At 57.5% G+C, this 22,079-nt stretch carries 17 protein-coding genes and 1 pseudogene; 14 read left to right on the forward strand and 4 right to left on the reverse strand.

The features are described from left to right. Positions 1-225: 225 nt before the first annotated feature. From GOV79_RS22665 to GOV79_RS21890, 5 genes and pseudogenes are all read left to right on the forward strand, one after another. A pseudogene (locus GOV79_RS22665) lies at positions 226-297 on the forward strand (hypothetical protein); the annotation flags it as partial. Positions 298-316: 19 nt separating this feature from the next. After that, a complete protein-coding gene (locus tag GOV79_RS22455; RefSeq protein WP_237218092.1) occupies positions 317-595 on the forward strand; it encodes a gamma-glutamyltransferase in 279 nt (92 codons plus the stop codon). 600 nt (positions 596-1,195) lie between these two features. Next, positions 1,196-7,066, forward strand: a complete 5,871-nt coding sequence (locus GOV79_RS21880; RefSeq protein WP_170791745.1) for a GAF domain-containing protein — start codon at positions 1,196-1,198, stop codon at positions 7,064-7,066. A gap of 3 nt (positions 7,067-7,069) precedes the next feature. Next, positions 7,070-7,414: an Hpt domain-containing protein gene (locus GOV79_RS21885; RefSeq protein ID WP_170775769.1), complete on the forward strand. Its 345-nt coding sequence runs from the start codon at positions 7,070-7,072 to the stop codon at positions 7,412-7,414. Further along, positions 7,407-8,432, forward strand: a complete 1,026-nt coding sequence (locus tag GOV79_RS21890) for an adenylate/guanylate cyclase domain-containing protein (RefSeq protein WP_170791746.1) — start codon at positions 7,407-7,409, stop codon at positions 8,430-8,432. Before GOV79_RS21885 ends, GOV79_RS21890 begins: the two co-directional genes overlap by 8 nt. A 49-nt stretch (positions 8,433-8,481) precedes the next feature. Here GOV79_RS21890 and GOV79_RS21895 read toward each other — a convergent pair whose 3' ends face one another. From GOV79_RS21895 to GOV79_RS21905, 3 genes are read right to left on the reverse strand one after another with little or no spacing between them, the layout of a single operon-like run. After that, entirely contained in the window at positions 8,482-9,471 is a 990-nt protein-coding gene (locus tag GOV79_RS21895; RefSeq protein WP_170791747.1) for an aldo/keto reductase, read from the reverse strand. A 2-nt stretch (positions 9,472-9,473) separates the two neighbouring features. Continuing rightward, the gene (locus GOV79_RS22560) at positions 9,474-9,860 is read right to left on the reverse strand and encodes an ATP-binding cassette domain-containing protein (protein ID WP_170791748.1); all 387 of its coding nucleotides are present in this window, start codon (positions 9,858-9,860) and stop codon (positions 9,474-9,476) included. 22 nt (positions 9,861-9,882) lie between these two features. Continuing rightward, a complete protein-coding gene (locus tag GOV79_RS21905) occupies positions 9,883-10,899 on the reverse strand; it encodes a LacI family DNA-binding transcriptional regulator (protein WP_170791749.1) in 1,017 nt (338 codons plus the stop codon). A gap of 369 nt (positions 10,900-11,268) precedes the next feature. Here GOV79_RS21905 and GOV79_RS21910 point away from each other — a divergent pair, with 369 nt between their 5' ends. The 9 genes from GOV79_RS21910 to GOV79_RS21950 are packed head-to-tail and all read left to right on the forward strand — an operon-like array spanning position 11,269 to position 20,877. After that, positions 11,269-12,294 carry an ABC transporter ATP-binding protein gene (locus GOV79_RS21910; protein WP_331252785.1) on the forward strand — a complete coding sequence of 342 codons (1,026 nt, stop codon included), beginning with the start codon at positions 11,269-11,271 and terminating at the stop codon, positions 12,292-12,294. Beyond that, a complete protein-coding gene (locus GOV79_RS21915) occupies positions 12,282-13,379 on the forward strand; it encodes an ABC transporter ATP-binding protein (protein WP_170791750.1) in 1,098 nt (365 codons plus the stop codon). The genes GOV79_RS21910 and GOV79_RS21915 overlap by 13 nt, the downstream gene beginning before the upstream one ends. Next, entirely contained in the window at positions 13,376-14,887 is a 1,512-nt protein-coding gene (locus tag GOV79_RS21920) for an ABC transporter substrate-binding protein (RefSeq protein WP_170787639.1), read from the forward strand. Before GOV79_RS21915 ends, GOV79_RS21920 begins: the two co-directional genes overlap by 4 nt. A 60-nt stretch (positions 14,888-14,947) precedes the next feature. Next, the gene (locus GOV79_RS21925) at positions 14,948-15,892 is read left to right on the forward strand and encodes an ABC transporter permease (RefSeq protein WP_170356484.1); all 945 of its coding nucleotides are present in this window, start codon (positions 14,948-14,950) and stop codon (positions 15,890-15,892) included. Position 15,893: 1 nt separating this feature from the next. Continuing rightward, the gene (locus GOV79_RS21930; RefSeq protein WP_237218093.1) at positions 15,894-16,757 is read left to right on the forward strand and encodes an ABC transporter permease; all 864 of its coding nucleotides are present in this window, start codon (positions 15,894-15,896) and stop codon (positions 16,755-16,757) included. Positions 16,758-16,772: 15 nt separating this feature from the next. Next, a complete protein-coding gene (locus tag GOV79_RS21935) occupies positions 16,773-18,566 on the forward strand; it encodes a gamma-glutamyltransferase family protein (protein WP_170791752.1) in 1,794 nt (597 codons plus the stop codon). Between the two features lies 1 nt (position 18,567). Further along, on the forward strand, positions 18,568-19,317 hold the full coding sequence (locus GOV79_RS21940; protein ID WP_170775752.1) for a DUF1028 domain-containing protein: 750 nt from the start codon (positions 18,568-18,570) through the stop codon (positions 19,315-19,317). 3 nt (positions 19,318-19,320) lie between these two features. Beyond that, positions 19,321-20,154, forward strand: a complete 834-nt coding sequence (locus GOV79_RS21945; RefSeq protein ID WP_170791753.1) for a sulfite exporter TauE/SafE family protein — start codon at positions 19,321-19,323, stop codon at positions 20,152-20,154. Between the two features lie 42 nt (positions 20,155-20,196). Continuing rightward, positions 20,197-20,877 (forward strand): FadR/GntR family transcriptional regulator, encoded by a 681-nt coding sequence (locus GOV79_RS21950; protein WP_237215984.1) that lies wholly within the window; start codon positions 20,197-20,199, stop codon positions 20,875-20,877. A 100-nt stretch (positions 20,878-20,977) separates the two neighbouring features. Here the strand turns inward: GOV79_RS21950 and GOV79_RS21955 are convergent. Then, on the reverse strand, positions 20,978-22,079 hold a 1,102-nt coding region (locus GOV79_RS21955), incomplete at its 5' end, for a helix-turn-helix domain-containing protein (protein ID WP_214648146.1).

Consider the following 22,079-nt stretch of genomic DNA (forward strand, 5'->3'; position numbering starts at 1 on the left):
CCAAACGCAGCACGCGTCGTCAGACACTCAGAAGTCTCCGTCTACGTCGTGCGCTCGGCCTCTGCGGCTGGCTAGATCAAACAGAAACACCCCAAGCGCAGTACAAGAAATCAACCGTCAATCATCGCCCGGGAGAGCACCTGATGATGCAAACGTTTCTGATAACCGGTGCTGTGCTGGCCGCAGGCGGCACTGCCCTCAGACGCGATGATCGCCGTTCAGCTGATGCCAAACCTGGTCGAGCCGCAATTGTCCGGCATTGGTGGCGGTGCGTACGTGCTGTATTGGAACGCCGAATCCGAGACGCTGATCACCTTTGACGCGCGCCAAAAAAGCGCCGGACATTTTGCGCCTGATGGAAGTGACCGATATCCTGTACGGCAAAAAAGATTGGTCCTCGTTGTTCAAGTCGAACATCGTGATGAAAGATGGCAAGCTTTACCTGCGGATCGGCTCGCCCGGTGGCAGCCACATCATCAACAATGTGGATATGACCATCATCGCGATCCTTGACTGGGACATGGACCCGCAGGACGCGATCGAGACTAGCCGCTTCGTGCATCGCAACTGCTCCGGCATGGATGTGGAGCAGTAAACCGAAGCGGCTGAATTCGTAGAGGCGCTGACCGCCACGGGCCATGAGGTCAAGACGGGTGACCTGAACTCGGGCCTGCATGCGATCCTGATCAAGTAGGGCCTGTTGACCAGCGCTGCCGACCCCAGCCGAGGCGGCCAGACCCGGCAAACTGCAGATCGACCTGATCCGTCGGACGGGAACGCTCAGCGAAATGGTATTGAACATGTCCGAAGCTAGTCGCGAGGCTTGTTCAATGTACCTTTCTCGTCATAACGCTTGGTGGGTGGGCTCTGCTGCGCAGGGGCAGGAAGCTTTGCCAAAACGAATGAGACCTTAGAGGCCATAACACCAACAAGCGTATCCGCTGCAAACCTGACCAACGGCCAAGCTGGACCAGAGGTTTCATTCCTTTCCAAACAGGCGTCTGGGCCCAATCAACTCAGGTCCAAAGTTGCCATTGGCGCAATGGGCAAAGAAACTCAGTGACTTCTAGCCTACGCTCTCTAAAATCCGGCTTAGTGTACTTCATTGGTTTGCCTGGGAGCTTAAGCACAGGTGGGTAAGAAAAGGACATCAGGGACAGCCGAGAATTCAGTATCGCGGTCTGGGCAAAATGCGATGCTCGGCGTAGATGACCAGCAAGCACGGTTCGAGGCGACCGCGCAGGTTATGCGGGCGATCTCGGAAGCTAAGGAAGATGTGCAGCCCGTCTGCGATCTGATCGTGACGCTGGCGAAGGACCTGTGCGACGCTGTTTTCGCCGGTCTGGTTCTGGGGCGCAAAGAAGACGCCCTCCAACGACTGGTTGCCAGCGTCAATCTGCACCCGGACATCCAGCAGCTCTGGCTGGACGGCAAATACACGATGGAGCCTGGCAATTCTCTTGTCGCCGACACCATCCTCAGCGGTCAAACACAACATGTTCTGGACATGGGCGACACCGATTTTCACAAAGCGGGTGACGCACGCTTCAAGCTTGTTGTCGACACCCATGGGTGCCGCAGCATATTGCTTGTTCCGCTCAAACTGGATGGTGCCGCGATCGGATGCCTGATGCTGGCCCGCGATGAGGTGCGCGCCTATTCCGACGATCAGGTCGAACTGATCGAAACCTTTGCGACGCAGGCGGTAGTCGCAATCGAAAACGTCCGCCAATTTCGCGAGTTGCAGACCCGTTTGGCACGCGAGGGGGCCGCGCGCGAGGTTCTTGAGGTCATAAGCCAGTCCAGGGATGACGAGGCACCCGTTTTCCAGACCATCCTCGAAAACACGGCCCGACTATGTGAAACGGACGTGGCGACATTGAGCCTTCTGAACAAGGCGGGAACCTACCTGGAATACGCCGCTCATTTCGGAGATCAGTTGGCAACCTATCAGGTCGGTGTTGATCGCTGGTCTTTGGATTCCAATCTGCAAATCGCGCAATCCGTCCGCGAAGCGCGGGTTATTCACAATGTCGATCTGCGGCTGACCGACCACTACATCAATGGCGATCCCTGGCGCCGCCAGCTTGTGGATGAAGAAGGTGTCCGATCGTTTCTGACGGTGCCGCTGATGTCAGCCGATGGCGCGCCCGTAGGCGTCATCGGTATTTACCGACGCGAAGTGCGCCCCTTTACCCCGGACGAGATCTCGTTGGTTGAGGGTTTCGCGGCCCAAGCCGTCATCGCTATCGACAACACACGCCAACTGACCGAACTGCACACACAGCTTGAACGGCAAACTGCGACACAGAAAGTGTTAAGTGTCATAAGCAAGAGCCGAGATGACGATGCGCGCGTTTTTGAAACGGTCTTGCAGCAAGCCACCGAGGTGTGCGGTGCCGATCAGGCGGCGCTTGTTCTTGTGAATTCAGGCCGAACACATGCGCGTCTGGCGGCGGCATGGGGTCATGAACAAACCGAGGTTGAACTTGGGCAGGAATGGCCGCTTGACGGCTCTGTTACAGCTGCAACCGCAATTCGATCCGGCAAAGTCGTATGCATCGACGATATTGCCGATACCGACTACTACCGCTCGGGCAATCCGACCGCCGTCGAGATGGTCGACGTTGAAGGGATCAGGTCGCGCGTTGCGGTTCCGCTGATGCAGGGGGATCAGGCGATTGGAGCAATTGCGGTCAGTCGCCGTGAAGTGCGCCCGTTTTCTGACTCGGATGTGCAATTCATCGAAGAATTCGCCAAACATGCGGTGATCGCCATCGAAAACACCCGCCAGTTTCGTGAAGTGCAGGAACGGCTCGAGCGAGAGGAAGCATCCCGCGAAATCTTGGAAGTTATCAGCCGCAGCCGCGACGACGACAACCCTGTTTTCCGCAGCATCCTCGAAAATTCCAGCCGCTTGTGCAAAGCACCGCTGGCCTTTCTATGCGTGGCCGATCAGGACCAACAGCTTGCGACGATCCCGGCCAACATCGGCGCGACCGAGGATTTTGACAACGCCCTGAAACACTTTGTCGAACCTCTGACACGAACCGAACTGATTGCGATCCGTCCAATGATCGACGGCAAGGTAATCCGCCAGGACGATATCGCCTCGGACCCGCTTTACTACAACGATCGCGACCCTCGTCGGGTACAGATGGTCGAAATCGAGGGTGCCCGTTCGGTTCTTGCGGTCCCGCTGATGAAGAACGGCGTCGGGCTAGGGGTGATTGTCCTCTATCGGCGCGAAGTTGCGCCTTTTTCAGACGACGACGTCGCGTTGGTTCAGACCTTTGCGGCGCAAGCCGTCATTGCGATGGAAAATGTACGCCAGTTCCGCGAGGTGCAAGATCGAACGGCAGAGGTCACGCAGGCGTTGGAATACCAGACTTCGACTTCGGAAGTGCTTCGGGTCATCTCGGCCTCGCCAAACGAATTGTCCCCGGTCTTGGACGCCATTCTGGAAGAAGCATCGCGTATCTGCGAATTGCAAGACGCCTATGTGGCGATGCTGAACCCCGACGATCTGCTTTTTCATGTTCACGCGATACGGACCAAGGATACCACTTTCGCGGACTATGTATCGGCTCACCCTATTTCCCCAAATGACAGTGGTGTCACCGGGCGTGCCATCCTGTCGAAACGCACAATCTACATTGAAGATGTTCAGGCCGATCCAACCTACACCTGGATGGAGGAAAGCGGCGTTGGTGAATATCGTTCGGTACTGGGCGTCCCATTGGAAAAAAGCGGCGCAGTTGTGGGTGTGATTTCAGTGGGTTCGCGCGAGGTGGACGGATTTTCCGAAAAACAGATCAAGCTGCTGGAAACCTTCGCCGATCAGGCCACGATTGCCATCACCAATGCCAACCTGTTCCGCGAAGTCAAAGAACGCACCGCCGAAGTCGAGCTATCGCTGGAATACCAGACCGCAACCTCCGAAGTTCTGGATGTCATTTCACGCTCGCCCAACGATTTGCCGCCGGTTTTAGACGCGATTTTGGAGGTGTCATCGCGGATTTGCGACCCGGAATACGCGTATTTTGCCATGCGGGACCCAGAGGACGGGCTGTACCGCGTGGTCATGTCCCGAAATGTCAGTGACGCCTTTCTTGCGTTTCTTTCGGAAAACCCCATCGCGCCCGAAGAAGGCTCGTGCATCGGGCGCACAGCATTGCATGGCAAGACGGTTTACATCGAAGATACGCGCAACGACCCATCATACACTTGGAAAGAGGCGGCGCAGATTGGCGATTATCTGACCACGTTGGGGGTTCCGTTGGTCAAGGACGGGCTGACACTTGGCGTTATCGTCATGGCGCACAGGCAGGTCGGGGCCTTCAACGAAAAGCAGATAAACCTGTTGGAAACCTTCGCCGCACAGGCTCTGATCGCTATCAACAACACCCGGCTTTTCGAAGAGGTGCAGGCCCGCACTGCCGAGGTTGAAGAGTCGCTGGAATATCAAAAAGCCTCCAGTGAAGTACTGGAGGTTATTTCCCGGTCCCCCGACGATCTGGAACCGGTTCTGCAATCGTTGTTGGCAGTTTCCTCCCGCATCTGCCGCCTTCAGGATGCATTCGTGGCGCTGAAAAAGCCCGAAGACGGTAAATTCCACTACTTCGCCGGGCACAATGTTTCAGCCTCTTTCGCTGAATTTCTGAAAGCGCACCCGTTCGAGCCTGGCTCAAAATCAGCCACTGCGCGCGCCCTGTTGCATGGGCGCGCCGACTATGTGGAAGACACTCAAGCCGACGCAAATTACGACCCGGTTCTCATCTCGCATCTTGAAGGGTACCGATCCGTTCTGTCTGTCCCTCTGATACGTGATGGCGTCACAATAGGTGTTATCAGCATGGGAAGCCGCAAGCCCGCCGCCTTTGACCAAAAGCAAATCAAACAAATGGAAACTTTCGCGTCACAGGCGATTATCGCAATTCAGAATTCGCAACTTTTCAACGATACGCAGACCGCCCTTGCACGTCAAACCGCCAGCGCGGACGTCCTGCGGGTCATTTCTGAATCGCCCACCGACACCAAACCGGTTTTCGAGAAAATCGTAACGCTGGCAACCTCTTTGATAGATTGCGACTTGTCGATCGCCATGCAGGCGGACAAAACTCACTACTGGCAGGTCGCAGCCGCAACCCCCAAAGGTCTTGAAGAAATCACTTGGACCGAGCGTCTCCCAATTGACCCCGAGGATAACCTGCCCTCGCGTGCCATCCAAAGCGGCGAAACTCTTCTTTTTGACGAATCCCGATTTGGTGAATTGTCCCCTCGTGACACTAAGATTGTGCAGCAACAGGGGTTCAAAGCCTTTTTCATGGTGCCGCTGATGCGCGGCAAGGATTGTTTCGGCAATCTGGTCTTTATTCGCAAATCGTCCCGCGCCTTTCGGGACGACGAAGTTGCCATCGCTGAATCCTTCGCCGATCAGGCGATCATCGCGCTTGAAAATGTGCGCCTGTTCCGTGAGGCCGAAGAATCCCGGAAGGCTGCAGAAGAGGCAAATGAAGCCAAAAGCGCTTTCCTGGCAACGATGTCCCACGAAATTCGAACACCGATGAACGCGGTCATCGGCATGAGCGGGCTGTTGATGGACACCGAATTGGATACCGAGCAATGGGATTATGCCAATACGATCCGCGACAGCGGTGACGCGTTGCTAGGGATCATCAACGAAATCCTCGATTTCTCGAAAATCGAAGCGGGACAGATGGATATCGAAGCCCATCCGTTCGACCTTCGGGAATGTATCGAAAGTGCACTGGACTTGATCAGTGGCAAAGCAGCCGAAAAGCAGTTGGATCTGGCGTATGAATTTGACGATCAGTTACCACCAGCGATCAGCACGGACCTGACCCGTCTCAGGCAAATATTGTTGAACCTATTGTCCAACGCCGTGAAGTTTACGGAACGTGGCGAGGTGGTTTTGTCCGTTGAACGCTCTGCCATCACGCAGGACGAAATCGAACTCACGTTCAGGGTAAGGGACACGGGCATAGGACTGTCTGAAAAAGGTATGAGCCGCCTGTTTCAGTCTTTTAGTCAGGCCGACAGTTCGACGACCCGGAAATACGGCGGTACGGGTCTTGGTCTTGCAATCTCCAAACGACTGGCCGAGCTTATGGGCGGCACCATGCGAGCGGAAAGCAAAGGCGAAGGGCATGGGTCGACCTTTGTCTTCACGATCCGGGCCAAGCCTGCAAAGCCGGTGAAATCATCAGCGCGCAATCTGGTCGGTATCCAGCCCGAACTTGAAGGTAAGCGCATTCTGATGGTGGATGACAATGCCACCAACCGCAAAATTCTGTTCTTGCAAACCGAAAAATGGGGTGCCCGAACGACAGTGTCCAACAGCCCGTCAGAGGCCCTGAAACTGTTGGCAACCGAGGATCAGTTTGATCTGGCAATCTTGGACATGCATATGCCGGAGATGGACGGCGAAGAACTGGCCCAAAAGATACGCAAGTCACAACCCGATCTGCCTTTGATCCTGTTCAGCTCTCTTGGCCCGCGCGACATGGATATCGAAGACGGGTTGTTTACCGCGAACCTGTCCAAACCATTGCGTCAATCCCATCTGTTCGACACGTTGGTCACGCTGTTTGCAACAGAACAGACACGCAAGATACCCGCGAAATCCTCGAACAAGCCGCAATCCGACCCGGATATGGCAAAACGGCATCCGCTGCGCATCCTGTTGGCCGAGGACAATCTGGTAAACCAGAAGCTGGCGCTCCGCCTGCTTGAACAGATGGGATACCGCGCTGATTTGGCCAGCAACGGGGTCGAGGCGGTCGACAGTGTGATCAGGCAGACCTACGACGTGGTTCTCATGGATGTCCAAATGCCCGAGATGGACGGGCTGGAAGCCTCGCGCCGTATCATTCAGGGCTTTCCCGACAAGAGCCGCCCGCGCATCATCGCCATGACCGCAAACGCCATGCAGGGCGACCGCGAGATGTGTTTGGACGCCGGAATGGACGACTACATCACCAAACCCATCCGCGTCCCGGTTCTGATCGAAGCACTGCTAAATGTTCCCAGCTCGAAAAGGTGATCCATGTCAGACAAACCGATACTAGACCACCAGATATTCACAGAGCTGAAAGACGCCACAGGAGAGGATTTTGCGGCCGAACTTGTAAATACGTTCCTTGAGGAAGCCCCAGGAATGATCGGCGACCTGAAAGACGCCCTTGCGGCATCCGACGCAGACGGCTACCGCCGCGCGGCCCATTCGATCAAGTCCAATGCGAATACATTTGGCGCAGCGGCACTGGCAGAGCTGGCAAAGCAGATCGAACTCGGGGCGCTTCCCGCAGCCGATGATCTGTCCGATGCGACACAATTGGAGGCCGCTCTAACCAAAGCGGGCACAGCCCTTCGGAGCCTGATTGATGATTGAAACCCCCGGCCAGTTGCTGATCGTCGACGACAACAAGGTCAATCGGCTTTTGTTGTCCCGCAATGTCGAGCTTTTGGGTCATCACGCCTCAGTTGCGGAAAACGGCCGGGTCGCCATGGAGATGCTGTCCCGTCAATCTTTTGACCTGGTGTTATTGGACATCGAAATGCCTGAAATGGATGGGTTTCAGGTTCTAGAGGCGATCAAATCAAGTACCGAACTACGCGATCTGCCCGTGATTGTGACGTCATCGGTCGAAGGTTTGGACAATGTCGTGCGCTGTATCGAACTGGGCGCGGAAGACTACCTGCCCAAACCGGTCAACAAGACCCTGCTTGGGGCGCGAGTGTCCAGCGGGCTTGAAAAGAAAAGGCTCCGCGACGAACAAAAACGCCTGCTTGAACGGTTTGCCACAACCGAAGTGGCGCAGGATTTGCAGGAATCCGGTTTTGCCATCGGCGGAAAACGCGCGAATGCATCTGTGTTGTTCTGCGATATTCGCAGCTTTACGACATTGTCGGAAAATCTGGCCCCTGAAGAAACGATTGATCTGCTCAACACCTTCTACACTTTGATGTTCGAAGCCGTGTCCAGCAATGGCGGGATTGTCAGCCTGATGTTGGGCGACGGTTTGATGGCCTTATTCGGGGTGCCGCAACCGTTGCCGAACTCGGCCCAAAGTGCGGTGACCGCTGGGCAGGAAATGCACAGTATGATCGAGGTTCTCAATCTCGAACGGCAGGCCGAAGGGAAAAGCGACCTGAAAATCGGTGTAGGGATTGCTACCGGCGAAGTTGTCGCTGGCTATGCCGGAACAGACAATCGCGCGACTTACACATGTATCGGGTCAACCGTAAACCTCGCCGCGCGCCTTGAATCGGAGACCCAGAAGACTGGTAGTCGGATATTGGTCGATCAGGAAACCTGCGATCTTTTGAACGGGACACCCGTGCTGGAAACCTACGGCAACACCACAATCAAAGGCTTTTCAGAACCCTTTGACATCCATGCGCTTTGACTATGGGTGCAGCCGTGGTGGCAACATTCGCGGCGTCGTCAAAGCGTGGTTAAGACTGTGAAACCGGCGCTTGATCATCCAGCAGACCTTTCGATTTCAGCGTAAGCCAGAAATCGTTTGGAATGTCCGCGTTGAACCATTCAATGATCTGTTCCAGTTCTGACTTGTCCCGCGGCCCTGGGATCACTGACGTGACTATGTCGTGACCAAGGGGAAATTGCAGGGCTGCAGCAGCCAGAGGCACCACGAATTCATCAGCAACCTCTTGCAAAGCTCTTGCTTTGGCGACCACATCCTCGGGCGCTTTGGCGTAGTTCCACATCTCTCTTCCGACAAGAATGCCCGAGTTGAACGGGCCACCGCAGATTATTGATGTCCCGGCCTCGGCGCAGGCGGGGAACAACGTCGATAATGGCGTCTGTTCCAGCAAAGTGTAACGACCGGCCAATAGGAAAACATCCCAGTTGCCGATGCCCAGTGCATCCATGCAGACTTGATTTTCGTTCACACCTAGTCCGATTGCCTTAACCTTGCCCGCGCGACGCAGCTCGTCCATTGCACGGTACCCACCCTCAGCCAAATCTTTGAAATGGCGCGTGTTCTCATCGCCGTGGGTGAATACTCCGATATCATGAGCCAAAAGAATATCTATGCGGTCCAGTCCGAGACGTTGGAGACTGTCTTCGAAACTGCGCATGACCCCATCGTAGCTGTAATCATAGATGACGTGGAACGGCAGCGGGTCGATCATTCCAAAATCCATCGGATTTTCGACGCTTCCGGGAACCAGAAGACGCCCGACCTTGTTAGACAGGACGTAGTCAGTGCCGCGCAGCAAATCTCCCATGACTCGCTCGGACCGACCAAAACCATACCACGGCGCTGTGTCGAAAAACCCGATCCCTGCATCCTTCGCGGCCTGGATCAATTCGGCAGCCTGACCATAGCCAAGGTCCACAAAATTTCCACCCAGTGGAGCGCCACCGAGGCCCAAAACATCAACTACGAGGTCAGTCCGACCCACCCGCCGTTTATCCATCTTCATTTTCCTTCAAGTAAACATCGTACCAGTTTTTTTGCCCGACGGCATTGAACTGCCATGGTCTTCGCCCTGTCTTTTCGGCCGTTGCGGATCGACTTAACCACGTTGAACAGGCGTTCGCGTTCGCTGCGCGACAGCGAAGTGGTGGCTTCGTCAAATATCAGCACACGCGGGTTACAATGAAGGGCGCGTGCGATCTCAACTCGTTGCCTGTCATCGGTGCTCAACCGCGCCATCGGTGTGCGCGGATATCCCGTAAATCCCAATGGCCCCAACAGCGCCGCCGCTTGTGCCTCGGCTGCAGCGCAATCCACAAAGCCGAAGCGTTTCCGAGGCATCCCGTCGGCAAAGATGTTCTCGGCCAGGGTCGAGCCTGATTGGGTCATGTCTTTACCCCCGCGGCCATTGTCACGCACTTGCGGCTATGACGGGTGTTGAACCACGAACAATCAACTCTGGCTGCAACAGAGCGTTTTCGCCCGCCTCTTCCCCATCAATCAAATGCATCAGCTTCTGCCAGGCCTGACTGGCGATCTGGGCCGAAGGCTGGCTGATCACAGAGATGCCCGGCTGCATCATGGTCAGCGCCTCGAAGTCATCCATCGCCAAAAAGCGTGTATCACCGGGAATGGACCACCCTTTGGCCTGAAGCGCAGGCAATACACTTTTCGACGCAAGGTTCGAGGCCGCAAAAATCGCCTGCGGTGGCTTATCCAGGGCCTTCAATGCTGTCAGCGCCTGTTCTTTGCCTACAAAAACGTCCAAAGACAGGCTGAACGACCTGACCGATACCTGCTCAGGCTGGTTGGCCAGAGCGGCACTAAACCCATCTTCTCGCTGTTTCAGAATCCAGTAATCGGGACGGCTGTGCCCAAAATACACGACATCGCGTGCGCCAATCTCCAATAGATGCCGGCCTGCCATTTCGCCGGCTGCCTTGTGATCGACAGAGACTGAGGGAAATGGATTTTTTTGTGAAATCCTATCGGCAACAACGATCGGAATACCGTATCGCTCAAGTTCCGCCAAAGCGGGCTGGTAGTCGAAGGCAGGCACAATGATCAGCCCATCCACACGCCGGGAAATTATTGCTTGCAAGTGTCGGCGCGTTCGCGCCTCGTCCTCGCCTGTCGTCATAAACATGACGCTTTTCTCGCTATCCAGCGCAAGGTTCTCGATTTCTTGCAATACTTCCGAGAAAAATGCGTTTTCGATATTGGGCACAACCAATGCGATAACCCCGGTTCTGCTGCTGCGCAGGCTGGCGGCCAACGTATTGCGGTTGTAGCCAAGCTCGGCTGCTGCGGCTTCGACCCTTTCGACAAGCGCTTTCGAAACCACAGGACGCCGGTTCATCACGTTCGATGCGGTTCCGACCGAAACCGAAGCACGTTTCGCTATGTCAACAATCGTCGGGTTTTTCATTTTTTTCACCTTGCGAGAATCACCATTTAAAACGTTTCAAGCTATTTTGAAATGTTTCAATCAGGTTTTGGCGACGAATTTGGAATCCATTCGACCCTCAGCTCGACGCTTATCCGCTTGCTTCCTAGGCATGTGCACCGGCACGTCGCAGAGAAAGAACATTTCGGTCGTATGTTCAAAGCAGTAGCCAAAATCACCAACTCAGTTGCTGTACTAAGGTGTTCAAGACCGCGCCGAAAAGCGATGCCTACAAATCGGGCAGTTTCCTCAAAACAACCATTGCACGATCAAAAAACCTCAATCATCCGTTGACAAACATTTTGTCGCAATGCAACCAATTGCGTATAGGTTGCTATAAAGGTTTCACTCGTGCCCAGCTCAAAACCCAATATTGAGCCTGAAAAAAGAGATGCCATCCTGAAGCTTTCGGACTTCAGCCTGTCTTTTTGTGGCCAAACTGCCACCGCCGTAGACGGATTGAACCTGACCGTCTCAGCAGGCGATACACTGTGTATCGTGGGCGAATCCGGCTGCGGGAAATCGGTGACCGCCATGGCGCTGATGGGGTTGTTGCCGCTCGATGTGATCGAAATCACTTCGGGTGAATTAGAATTCGAAGGCCGCAGATACGACCTGCGGACGCAGCAACTGGACGCCGCTACGCGGGGCGACCGGATGGCGATGATCTTTCAAGAGCCGATGACCTCGCTCAACCCAGCCTTCAAGATCGGAGATCAAATCACCGAGGCGGTCCTGCATCACCGCAACTGCACACGTGCAGAGGCCGATGAAAGCGCACTGACCATGCTGCGGCGCGTTGGCATTCCGGCCCCGGAACAGCGGTTGAACGAATATCCCCACCAGCTTTCAGGTGGAATGCGGCAGCGGGTGATGATCGCGATGGCGCTGATCAACAATCCCTCGCTGCTGATCGCGGATGAGCCGACCACGGCCCTGGACGTCACCATTCAGGCCCAGATCCTTGACTTGATCCGGGAACTTCAGGCTGAAACAGGAATGGGCGCGGTGTTCATTACCCATGATCTGGGCGTTGTCGCTGAAATCGCAACGAATGTGGCGGTGATGTATGGCGGACAGATCGTCGAAAGCGGCCCGGTGGATGCAGTGTTCGATGATCCGCAACACCCCTACACCATTGGCCTCATGAGCTCGGTCCCGCGCATGAGCGGATCTCGCGACAGGTTGATCACTGTGCCCGGCACCGTGCCTGCGCTGGCGGACATGCCGCAGGGTTGCCGCTTTCGCACGCGCTGCCCCTTTGCGACCGAGGATTGCGCCGATCGTCCAGTGCTGTCTGATGTCGGGGAAAACCACGCAGTGGCTTGCCACTATGCCCCGCTGGAGCAGCTCAAGGGGGTCAGATGCGCGATGTAATCCTTGAGGCACGAAACCTCACCCGTCATTTCACACTGGGCACCGGCCTGTTCGAGCGCAAAACCAAAGTGCGCGCGGTCGATGGTGTTTCTCTGTCGGTGCATAAGGGCGAAACCTTTGCCATCGTCGGAGAATCCGGTTGCGGTAAGTCAACGCTTGCGCGGCTGTTGATGCGGCTGGATCGGCCAACCTCGGGTCAGGTTCTGTTTGACGGGCAAGAGGTTCAGGACCTGCCCCGCCGTGACATGGCCCCGCTGCGCCAACAGATGCAATTCGTGTTTCAGGACCCGTTCTCGTCCCTGAACCCCCGAATGACGGTGGGCAAATTGGTCGGCGAACCGTTAGAAGTGCACGCGCCCGAGCTTGATGAGGGCGCGCGTCGCCAAAAGGTTGCCGCGCTATTGGCGCAGGTCGGGTTACTTCCAGATCACGCGAACCGCTATCCGCACGAATTCTCGGGTGGCCAGCGCCAGCGGATCGGAATTGCCCGTGCGCTGGCCTCGGGTCCCCGGCTGCTGATCGGGGATGAACCGGTCTCGGCTTTGGATGTGTCGGTACAGGCGCAGGTGGTAAATCTGCTGAACGATCTAAAAGAGGATCTGGATCTAACGCTGGTCATTATCGCTCATGATCTGGCCGTTATCCGGCATATGAGCGACCGCATCGCTGTGATGTATTTGGGGCAGGTAGTTGAAACCGGCCCCGCCGATCAGGTGTTCGAGGAACCGCGCCACCCCTATACGCACGCACTGCTATCCGCGATCCCGGAACCCGAGCCAGGGCGTGAACGTGATCACATGGCGCTGAACGGGGAAACACCCAGTCCGTCTGCGCCACCGGCAGGGTGCCGGTTTCATACCCGCTGCCCCTTTGCGCAGGACAATTGCCGGACGACACCCCCAGTTCTGGAGGACGCAGGCAGGGGCCATCACGTCGCCTGCCATCATTGGAAAACCATACCAGAGGCCGGAAAACCGGCCCCGCCCCGACGCCGCAGCGCCGGAGCAGAAGAGCGGTTCGCGTTGTATCGCGCGGCTGTCCAAACGCCCCCGGCTTCTGCCGAAAACAGAGAGGAAACACCATGAATGTCTTGAAAACCGGTCTGTTGGCCGGACTGCTCGGTGCAACCGCGCTCAGCGCGCAAGCCGCCGACCTGCGCATCGCTCTGCAATCCGACGCAGATGTGTTGGACCCCGATCAGTCGCGCACATTTGTTGGCCGCATCGTCTATGCCTCGATGTGTGATAAGCTGGTCGACATCACCCCTGACCTTGAGCTGATCCCGCAACTGGCCACCGGCTGGGAATGGAGCGAGGACGGCAAAGCCCTGACCATGACCCTGCGCGAAGGCGTGGTGTTCCATGACGGCACGCCGTTCAACGCACAGGCCGTGGCCGACAATATCGACCGGTCGCAGAACCTTGAGGAATCGCGCCGTAAGTCCGAGCTGAAGTCTGTGACCGGTGTCGATGTGGTCGATGACTACACTGTTCGTTTTAACATGGCCGCGCCCGACGCGACCCTGCTGGCGCAATTTGCCGACCGCTCAGGCATGATGGTTTCTCCGACGGCAGCCAAGGCGGCAGGGGCGGATTTTGGTCTGAACCCAGTCTGCTCGGGCCCGTTCAAGTTCAAGGAACGTGTCGCTCAGGATCGTATCGCGCTCGAGCGGTTCCCTGACTACTGGAACGCGGGTGAAATCCATTTCGATAGCGTCACCTTCCTGCCCATTCCGGACACAACCGTCCGTCTGGCCAACCTGCAATCGGGTGACATCGACATGTTGGAACGTCTGGCCGCGACTGACCTCGCGCAGGCTGAAGGTGATGGCGGGATCAACGTTGAACGCGCTGTTTCGCTTGGATATCAGGGCATTACCATCAATGTGAATAATGGTGACAAGGGCGACAACCCGTGGGGCAATGACAAACGTCTGCGTCAGGCTCTCAGCTATGCGCTGGACCGCGATGCGATCAACCAGGTTGTGTTCGAAGGTGCGTTTGCGCCGGGCAACCAGCCCTTCCCGCCGACCTCACCCTGGTATGACGCCGATCACCCGGTACCCGCGCGCGACGTGGAAAAAGCCAAGGCCCTGCTGGCCGAAGCGGGCTTCCCCGACGGGATCGACCTTGAGGTTCAGGTTCCCAACACCACCGTTCCGCTACAACTGATGCAGGTCGTGCAGGCCATGGCGGCCGAGGCCGGGATCAGAATCGAGATCACGTCCAAGGAATTTGCCACCCTGCTGGCCGATCAAAGTGCCGGTGACTATCAGGCCAGCCAGATCGGGTGGTCGGGCCGCGTGGACCCGGATGGCAATATCCACCAGTTCATGACCACCGGTGGCGGCATCAATGACAGCCATTACTCGGACCCGAAAGTGGACGAGATGCTGAACAACGCCCGCGCCTCGACCGATTTTGATGTGCGAAAGGCGGATTATGACGCTGCACGGGACATTCTGGCTCAGGATATGCCCATCGTGTACCTGTATCACCAGACATGGATCTGGGCACTTGACGATGGCCTCTCGGGCTTCACCCCCTATCCGGATGGGATGATCCGGTTGGAAGGCGTGAAACTGGAGAAATAAGCCACTCACGGCCCGCCCGGTCCTCCAGCCGGGCGGGTATTTTATCCGAAAGCCCCTGTTATGCTGTCTTTCATTCTGCGTCGCATCCTGATTGCGATCCCCACGATCCTGCTGATCTCGATCTTCGTGTTCAGCCTGCAAAAGCTGTTGCCCGGCGACCCTGTGCTGGCCATGGCAGGCGAGGAACGTGACCCCGAAGTGCTGGAATTCCTGCGCGAGAAATATCGTCTGAACGACCCCATTCCAGTGCAATATCTGACATGGGTCGGGAATGCATTGCAGGGGGACCTGGGCATTTCGCTGCGCACCAATCAGCCCGTGACCGAGCTGATTGCGGAAAAGCTGCCGGTTACGATCCAGCTTGCCATCATGGCGATCCTGTTTGCGCTGGTGATCGGGATACCAGCGGGCATTCTGTCGGCGGTCAAGAAAGGCACTATTACAGACTACATCGCTAATATCGTGGCTCTGTCCGGGCTTTCCATTCCGAATTTCTGGCTGGGGATCATGCTGATCCTGCTGGTCTCGGTAAAGCTGAACCTGCTGCCAGCCTCAGGCTATGTACCCCTGTCCGAGGACCCGGTGAAATCCATCACCACCATGCTGATGCCTGCCTTTGTGTTGGGAACTGCGCTGGCCGCGACGCTGATGCGACATACCCGATCGGCGATGCTGGGCGTGCTGAAATCCGACTATGTCCGCACCGCGCGCGCCAAGGGCCTGTATGAACGCCGCGTGGTGTTGAAACACGCCTTCCGCAACGCGCTGACCCCGATTGTGACCCTGACCGCCCTGCTATTCGGAGAGCTGATAGCAGGCGCCGTTCTGACAGAGCAGATTTTCACCATCCCTGGTTTCGGCAAGATGGTCGTCGATGCTGTGTTCAACCGCGATTACGCTGTGGTGCAGGGCATCGTGCTGGTCACAGCCGTGGGGTTCATCGTGATGAATCTGCTGGCTGACGTGGCCTATGTGCTGCTGAACCCCCGTCTGAGGAATGCCTGACATGGCCTTAGCTGATCCCATCCTCTCGCGCCGCCCGGAAAATCGGGTCTGGAAGAAATTCCGCACGCATAAAAGCGCCATGCTGGGCGGTTTTCTGGTCACGTTTTTCGTGCTGATTGCCCTTCTGGCCCCAATTTTGCCGGTTCCTGACCCAGCAGCCACCGACTGGGGTGCGGTGCGCAAACCCCCCACCGCAGCGCATCCATTCGGCACCGACGAAATCGGCAGGGATGTCCTGTCACGCATGATCTGGGGCGCGCAGGCGTCGCTGCTGGCAGGTGTTGTTTCGGTCGGGATTGCGGTGCTGCTGGGCGTTCCGCTGGGCATTATCGCGGGCTATTTCGGCGGCTGGATCGACGCCATCATCTCGCGCTGCACTGAGGCTCTTTTGGCGGCTCCGTTCCTGATCCTCGCGATTGCGCTGGCGGCGTTTCTGGGGCCGTCCCTGACCAATGCGATGATCGCAATCGGACTGTCTGCGACCCCTGTCTTCATACGCCTGACAAGGGGGCAAGTGCTATCAGTCCGGGCCGAGGACTACGTCACATCAGCCCGCGCCATCGGCTTGCCGACCTCGAAAATCCTCAGCCGCTACATTTTCCCCAACGTGCTTCCGCCGGTTCTGGTGCAGGCCACACTGACCATCGCCACCGCCATCATTGCCGAGGCGTCATTGTCCTTCCTTGGCCTTGGGCAGCAGCCACCTGCGCCTAGCTGGGGCTCGATGCTGAACACGGCGAAAAACTTCCTCAATCAGGCCCCGTGGATGGCCATGTGGCCAGGCGTCGCAATCTTCCTTGTGGTGCTGGGGTTCAACCTTCTGGGTGACGGGCTGCGCGATGCGCTGGACCCGCGCGAACATTGATTTCGGAGACTAGGAATGACTGAATTCACCACCCGCCCCGAGATCCGAGGCACCTTTGGCGTCGTCACTTCGACCCATTGGATCGCCTCGGCTGTGGGCTTTGGCATTCTGGAAAAGGGCGGCAACGCGTTTGACGCCGCCGTTGCCACTGCGCTGACCCTGCAAGTGGTCGAGCCGCATCTGAACGGTCCCGCAGGCGACATGCCTGCAATTTTCCACTCGGCCAAAACCGGCAAGACCGAAGTGCTGTGCGCCCAAGGCCCCGCGCCCGCCGCCGCCACGATTGAACATTACACGGGGTTGGGGCTGAACCTGATCCCCGGCTCGGGCCTGTTGGCCACGGTCATCCCCGGAGCCTTCGACGGCTGGATGCTGATGCTGCGCGACCATGGCGTACTGCCCCTGCGGGACGTGGTGCAACCCGCCATCGACTATGCGCGCGACGGCCACCCTGTCTTGCCGCGCGTGGCCCATACTATTGACGGGCTGACCGATTTTTTCAAAGACGAATGGCCCAGTTCGGCAGAGACATGGATGCCCGATGGCAAAGCACCCGAACCGCACAGTAACTTCGCCAACCCGGCTTTGGCCGCAACCTATGAACGTCTTGTAGCCGATGCCGAAGCCGCGCATGACGACCGCACGGATCAGATCGACGCTGCCCGTCGGGCGTGGCGCGAAGGGTTCGTTGCCGACCGCATCTTCGACTATCTAGCCGAGGCTTCGGTGATGGATGTCTCGGGCCAGCGCAATTCCGGCGTTATGACGCGCGCGGATATGGCCGACTGGCGGGCCTCGTATGAAGACACGCTGACCTATGACTATCACGGCTGGACCGTGCACAAGACCCAAGCCTGGAGCCAGGGTCCGGTTCTGTTGCAAGCGCTGGCAATCCTCAAGGGGAACGACCTTGGGTCGATGGACCCCAACGGGGCAGAGTTCGTACATACAGTAATCGAGGCGATGAAGCTCGCCTATGCAGATCGCGAGGCCTATTACGGTGATCCCGACCATAGCGACATCCCGATGGATTACCTGCTCAGCGACGCCTACGCCGCCGAGCGCCACGCGTTGATCACCCCAGATGCCTCGCAGGATCAACGCCCCGGCCGGGTGCCCGGCTTTGAACATCTGGCCGATGCCTACATCGCTCGCGCCGAACGAGATTTCTCGGCCAGAACCGGCGCCAGTGCGGGTGAACCGACCATGTCGCACCTGACCGAGAAGCGCGGCGACACGGTGCATCTGGACGTAATCGACCGCTGGGGCAACATGGTGGCGGCCACACCCTCGGGGGGATGGCTGCAAAGCTCTCCGGTCATTCCCGGGCTTGGGTTTCCGCTGAACAGTCGGGCGCAGATGTTCTGGCTGGAACCGGGGCTGCCGACCTCACTGGCACCAGGGCGCAGGCCGCGCACGACGCTGACGCCAAGCTTGGCGGAAAAAGACGGCGTGCAACTGGTCTTTGGCACGCCCGGCGGCGACCAGCAGGATCAATGGCAGCTGATCTGGTTCCTGCGCTTCGTACATTTCGGGCTGGGATTGCAGGAATGTATGGACGCGCCGCTGTTTCACTCGATGCATTTTCAAGGCTCGTTCTATCCCCGCGCCACCGCCCCCGGCGAGATGATGATCGAGGCCACATTCGGCGAAACCGTGATCGAGGACCTGCGCGCACGCGGCCACAAAGTCTCGGTGGCCGAGCCTTGGACGGTGGGTCGCCTTACGGCAGCCCTGCGCGAAAAAGACGGAACTCTGCGCGCGGCGGCGACGCCACGATTGATGCAAGCTTATGCGGTGGGACGGTGACATGACCTATTCTCTGATTGCAAAAGACCCGGAAACCGGCGCCATCGGCCTTATCGTGGCCAGCCGCTTTTTCGCCTGTGGCGCGCGTGTTCCCAATGTTGGCCCGCGTAGCGCCATCGCTTCGCAAGCTTTCTCGAACCCGGTTTGGGGCACCGAAGGCTTAAGGCGACTTGAGGCTGGAGAGGCCGCGCAATCGGTATTGGATGATCTGGTCGCCCGCGACACCGGCCGGGACGCGCGGCAGGCCCATCTTATGGATGCACATGGCAATTTCGCCGCCTATACCGGATCGGCCTGCGTTGACTGGGCCGGGCATCGGATCGGGCAGATGCACTCGGTCGCGGGTAATATGCTGGCGGGACCCGAAGTGGTGGATGCGACCTTTGAAACGTATGCGGCCGAGGGCGCGCTGCCCTTCCCCGAACGGTTGATGGCGGCGATGGAGGCGGGCGAGCGTGCTGGCGGCGATAAGCGCGGCAAGCAGGCTGCCGGCTTGGTCATCAATCGCGGTCAGACCCATTCTTGGCTAGATCTGCGCAGCGACGACCATTCTGATCCGCTGGCCGAACTGCGACGGCTTTATGATGTCGCCAGTGAGCGGTACCTGCATTTCGCCGAGGCGATGCCGAGCGAACAGAATTTCTCGGGCAATCCCGACCGCACCGCCCTTGACGCAGCGATTGCCGAGGCCGAGGCCCAGCGGCAGGCCGAAGGGCGCGTCAGCCGTTCACTGGCCACTGATCCGGCGTGATGCATGGGCGGGATTGACGTTTCCACCCTGGCGACCTTGATCGCGATTGCCGCAGCCGCTGGCGTGTTCGGCGGTATTCTGGCCGGGTTGCTGGGGGTTGGCGGAGGGATCGTAATCGTCCCTGCCCTGTATTTCGCATTGTCGCTGACAGGTAGTGATCCGGCGCTGACCATGCAGGTGGCGGTTGGAACATCGCTGGCTACCATCGTGTTCACTGCCTTGTCCTCAAGCTGGGGGCACTATAAGCGCGGCGCGCTGGATATGGCGTTGCTGAAACGTTGGGCCCCGGCCATTCTGGTCGGCGTGGTGATCGGCGGGATATTGGGCGGTGTGGTCAGCGGCTATATTCTGGTTGCTGTTTTTGCCACGGTGGCAGCTGTGGTCGCGCTGGACATGATCTTTCGCAAGCCCGGCAATGACGGCCCGCCCCGCAGCTTTTCACCCCGCGTTTGGGCTGCAACCGGCGTATTTGCCGGGGCGATTTCGGCAATGATGGGCATCGGTGGCGGCACGGTCTGCGTGCCCGTACTGAACTTTTTGGGCTATGACATCCGCCGCGCTGTCGGCACATCAGCTGCCATCGGCTTCGTCATCGGCCTGCCCGGCGCGTTGATCTATGCGGCGACAGGGCTGGGGCAGACGGGGCTACCGCCCTTCTCGCTTGGCTATGTCAACTTGATCGCGGCAGCGCTGATCATCCCGCTGACGACCAGCTTTGCCCATGTCGGCGTACGCATCGCTCACACGATCTCGCAACGTGCATTGCGTCTTGCCTTTGGCGCCTTCCTGATGCTTACGTCCTTGCGCATGTTCTATGACCTGATCGGAGCGTTCTGACCTTTGGGAAATTGTCCAACAGATATCGAACTGACTACAGCCTTGCGGGCGGGAATCGAAACAGGTGATTTCCTGAAGAACGGCAAGCTGCTGCCAGAGCGGGCGCTGGCCGAGGCATTGAACGTGACCCGCGCCCGGATGCGTCGAATACTGGATCAGCTTGAAGAAGACGGCACTGTATTTCGCCGCCACGGTCAGGGAACCTTTGTGTCACCACCGCCCGCAGTGGGTGCCAGCCCGTTCCGGGCTGTGGCAGCCAAAGTGATGCCGCGCGACGTGATGGAAGTGCGACTAGAGATCGAACCCGCACTCGCGGCTCTGGCGGCGCAACGGGCCTCTACCAAAGAACTGCGCACGCTCGAGCAACTGATGCAGGCCACGCTGGATGCGGCTGATACTCAGGCCTATGGGGTCGCCGACGATGTATTTCACTACAAGATCGCGGAACTTGCGCATAATCCGCTGTTTCTGACGGTCTACGATTCAATCCGCGCGGTTCGAAAACAATCGGAGTGGACCCGGCAGCGCGCGACGCAATATTCCGCCTCGACACTGGTGCGTCTGGGCGAACAGCATGAACAATTGTTCAGCACGATTGCCGCGCGTGACAGTCAGGGCGCAGCGGAAGTTATGCAGTCACATCTGCTGTCCGTTTCCAACGCCATGTTGCGCGAAAGGACTTATGGGCTAACCCAGCACTTAACCGATCTTCACTCGGATTGAAAAGAGAGCATCAGCGCCTCGCAATTCCAATACTCCCTGCTTTGAAGCCGCAAACAATACTGGCAAGGCGTTCAATGCAAAACGACCCTCTGCCGCAGGTTCAAATATCCAAACTACCGTAATATCGCTGCTTTCGACTGTCTTCCGGCTTTGACCTGTAGTGCTTGAAGAAAGCCCGAGACATTGCCACCCGCGACGAAAACCCCGTGGCAATGGCAACTTCCGAAAACGGTAAGTCGGTATGTCTCAAAAGACAGTGCACCCGCTCCAATCTAAGTTCTTTATAGGTGTCCAAAAGCTTAGTGCCCGTTTTGCACAGATACCGTCGCTGCAACTGACGTGTCGATGTTCCAACGACTTTTGACAATTCGGAAATACTAAGCGGTTCTTCGATCGTCTCCAGCATAGTTTTCAGCGTATGAATAACCAATTCGTCCCCGCCAGAGCGACGCACCAGCCGATTTACAACCTGACTTTCGCTCCCCCGCGTCGGTTCTTCCAACCCGATATATTTGCGCAATACATCCGCTATATGTTCGCCATGATCAATCGACACGAAGCGGGCCAGTAACCTGAGAGAACTGATCCGGCTATTGGCACTATGCAGGCGCCCCGTCGCAGAAAGATGGGTTGATGTTCCGCAGCTTTCCAACCCTTGCTCTGCCGCGCCGGCTTGGAAACCCGGATGGACCGCACCCAGCTTGCGACCAGAACCCCCCGCCAGCATCAACAGCATCACAGCCCCTCCGACAAGCATTGTCCGAGGCGCAAGGTTCAAGACCTGAGCGACCCAAAGCCGTTCTGATCCAATAGGATGCCAAGTCTGCTCGTGATCGCCCCAGAAGATGACAGAGCGACCAGTCCAATAAAGGGGCTCGCCAACTTTGTCTTCAGCAAGAATGCGTAGGTTGACGACATAGGAGTGCGCCTCGATCAACCTGTTCAAAGCCCTGTAGAACGACATAATCGGTTCTGCGGTCGCTTTATCCTCAGGGCGTTGCAGAACAACTTCGATGTTTCGAACGCGTTTTGCCATTGGCTGCACTGCGTCCCTATTCGCCTGATCTTTTTGAACAACGTAGTGTTTCATCAGATTTACCAAGTCTGGTTGTGTAAGGTCAGAAAAGGTGCTCCTTGGATGGTGTTTCCCCCGCTGGGCGGGGGTTTTCTTTTTATTCCGCCGCTTCCGCGTACGCGTCCAT

It is taken from the genome of Ruegeria lacuscaerulensis (assembly GCF_013034745.1).
Classification (GTDB): Bacteria; Pseudomonadota; Alphaproteobacteria; order Rhodobacterales; family Rhodobacteraceae; genus Ruegeria; species Ruegeria lacuscaerulensis_B.

What these genes read in the sequence shown, in the direction of transcription:
- GOV79_RS21925 (WP_170356484.1), top strand. Translation starts at nt 14,948, where the DNA reads ATGCTGTCTTTCATTCTGCGTCGCATCCTGATTGCGATCCCCACGATC.
- GOV79_RS21930 (WP_237218093.1), top strand. Translation starts at nt 15,894, where the DNA reads ATGGCCTTAGCTGATCCCATCCTCTCGCGCCGCCCGGAAAATCGGGTC.
- GOV79_RS21935 (WP_170791752.1), top strand. Translation starts at nt 16,773, where the DNA reads ATGACTGAATTCACCACCCGCCCCGAGATCCGAGGCACCTTTGGCGTC.
- GOV79_RS21940 (WP_170775752.1), top strand. Translation starts at nt 18,568, where the DNA reads ATGACCTATTCTCTGATTGCAAAAGACCCGGAAACCGGCGCCATCGGC.
- GOV79_RS21920 (WP_170787639.1), top strand. Translation starts at nt 13,376, where the DNA reads ATGAATGTCTTGAAAACCGGTCTGTTGGCCGGACTGCTCGGTGCAACC.
- GOV79_RS21915 (WP_170791750.1), top strand. Translation starts at nt 12,282, where the DNA reads ATGCGCGATGTAATCCTTGAGGCACGAAACCTCACCCGTCATTTCACA.
- GOV79_RS22560 (WP_170791748.1), bottom strand. Translation starts at nt 9,860, where the DNA reads ATGACCCAATCAGGCTCGACCCTGGCCGAGAACATCTTTGCCGACGGG.
- GOV79_RS21890 (WP_170791746.1), top strand. Translation starts at nt 7,407, where the DNA reads ATGATTGAAACCCCCGGCCAGTTGCTGATCGTCGACGACAACAAGGTC.
- GOV79_RS21945 (WP_170791753.1), top strand. Translation starts at nt 19,321, where the DNA reads ATGGGCGGGATTGACGTTTCCACCCTGGCGACCTTGATCGCGATTGCC.
- GOV79_RS21880 (WP_170791745.1), top strand. Translation starts at nt 1,196, where the DNA reads ATGCTCGGCGTAGATGACCAGCAAGCACGGTTCGAGGCGACCGCGCAG.
- GOV79_RS21905 (WP_170791749.1), bottom strand. Translation starts at nt 10,899, where the DNA reads ATGAAAAACCCGACGATTGTTGACATAGCGAAACGTGCTTCGGTTTCG.
- GOV79_RS21885 (WP_170775769.1), top strand. Translation starts at nt 7,070, where the DNA reads ATGTCAGACAAACCGATACTAGACCACCAGATATTCACAGAGCTGAAA.
- GOV79_RS21895 (WP_170791747.1), bottom strand. Translation starts at nt 9,471, where the DNA reads ATGGATAAACGGCGGGTGGGTCGGACTGACCTCGTAGTTGATGTTTTG.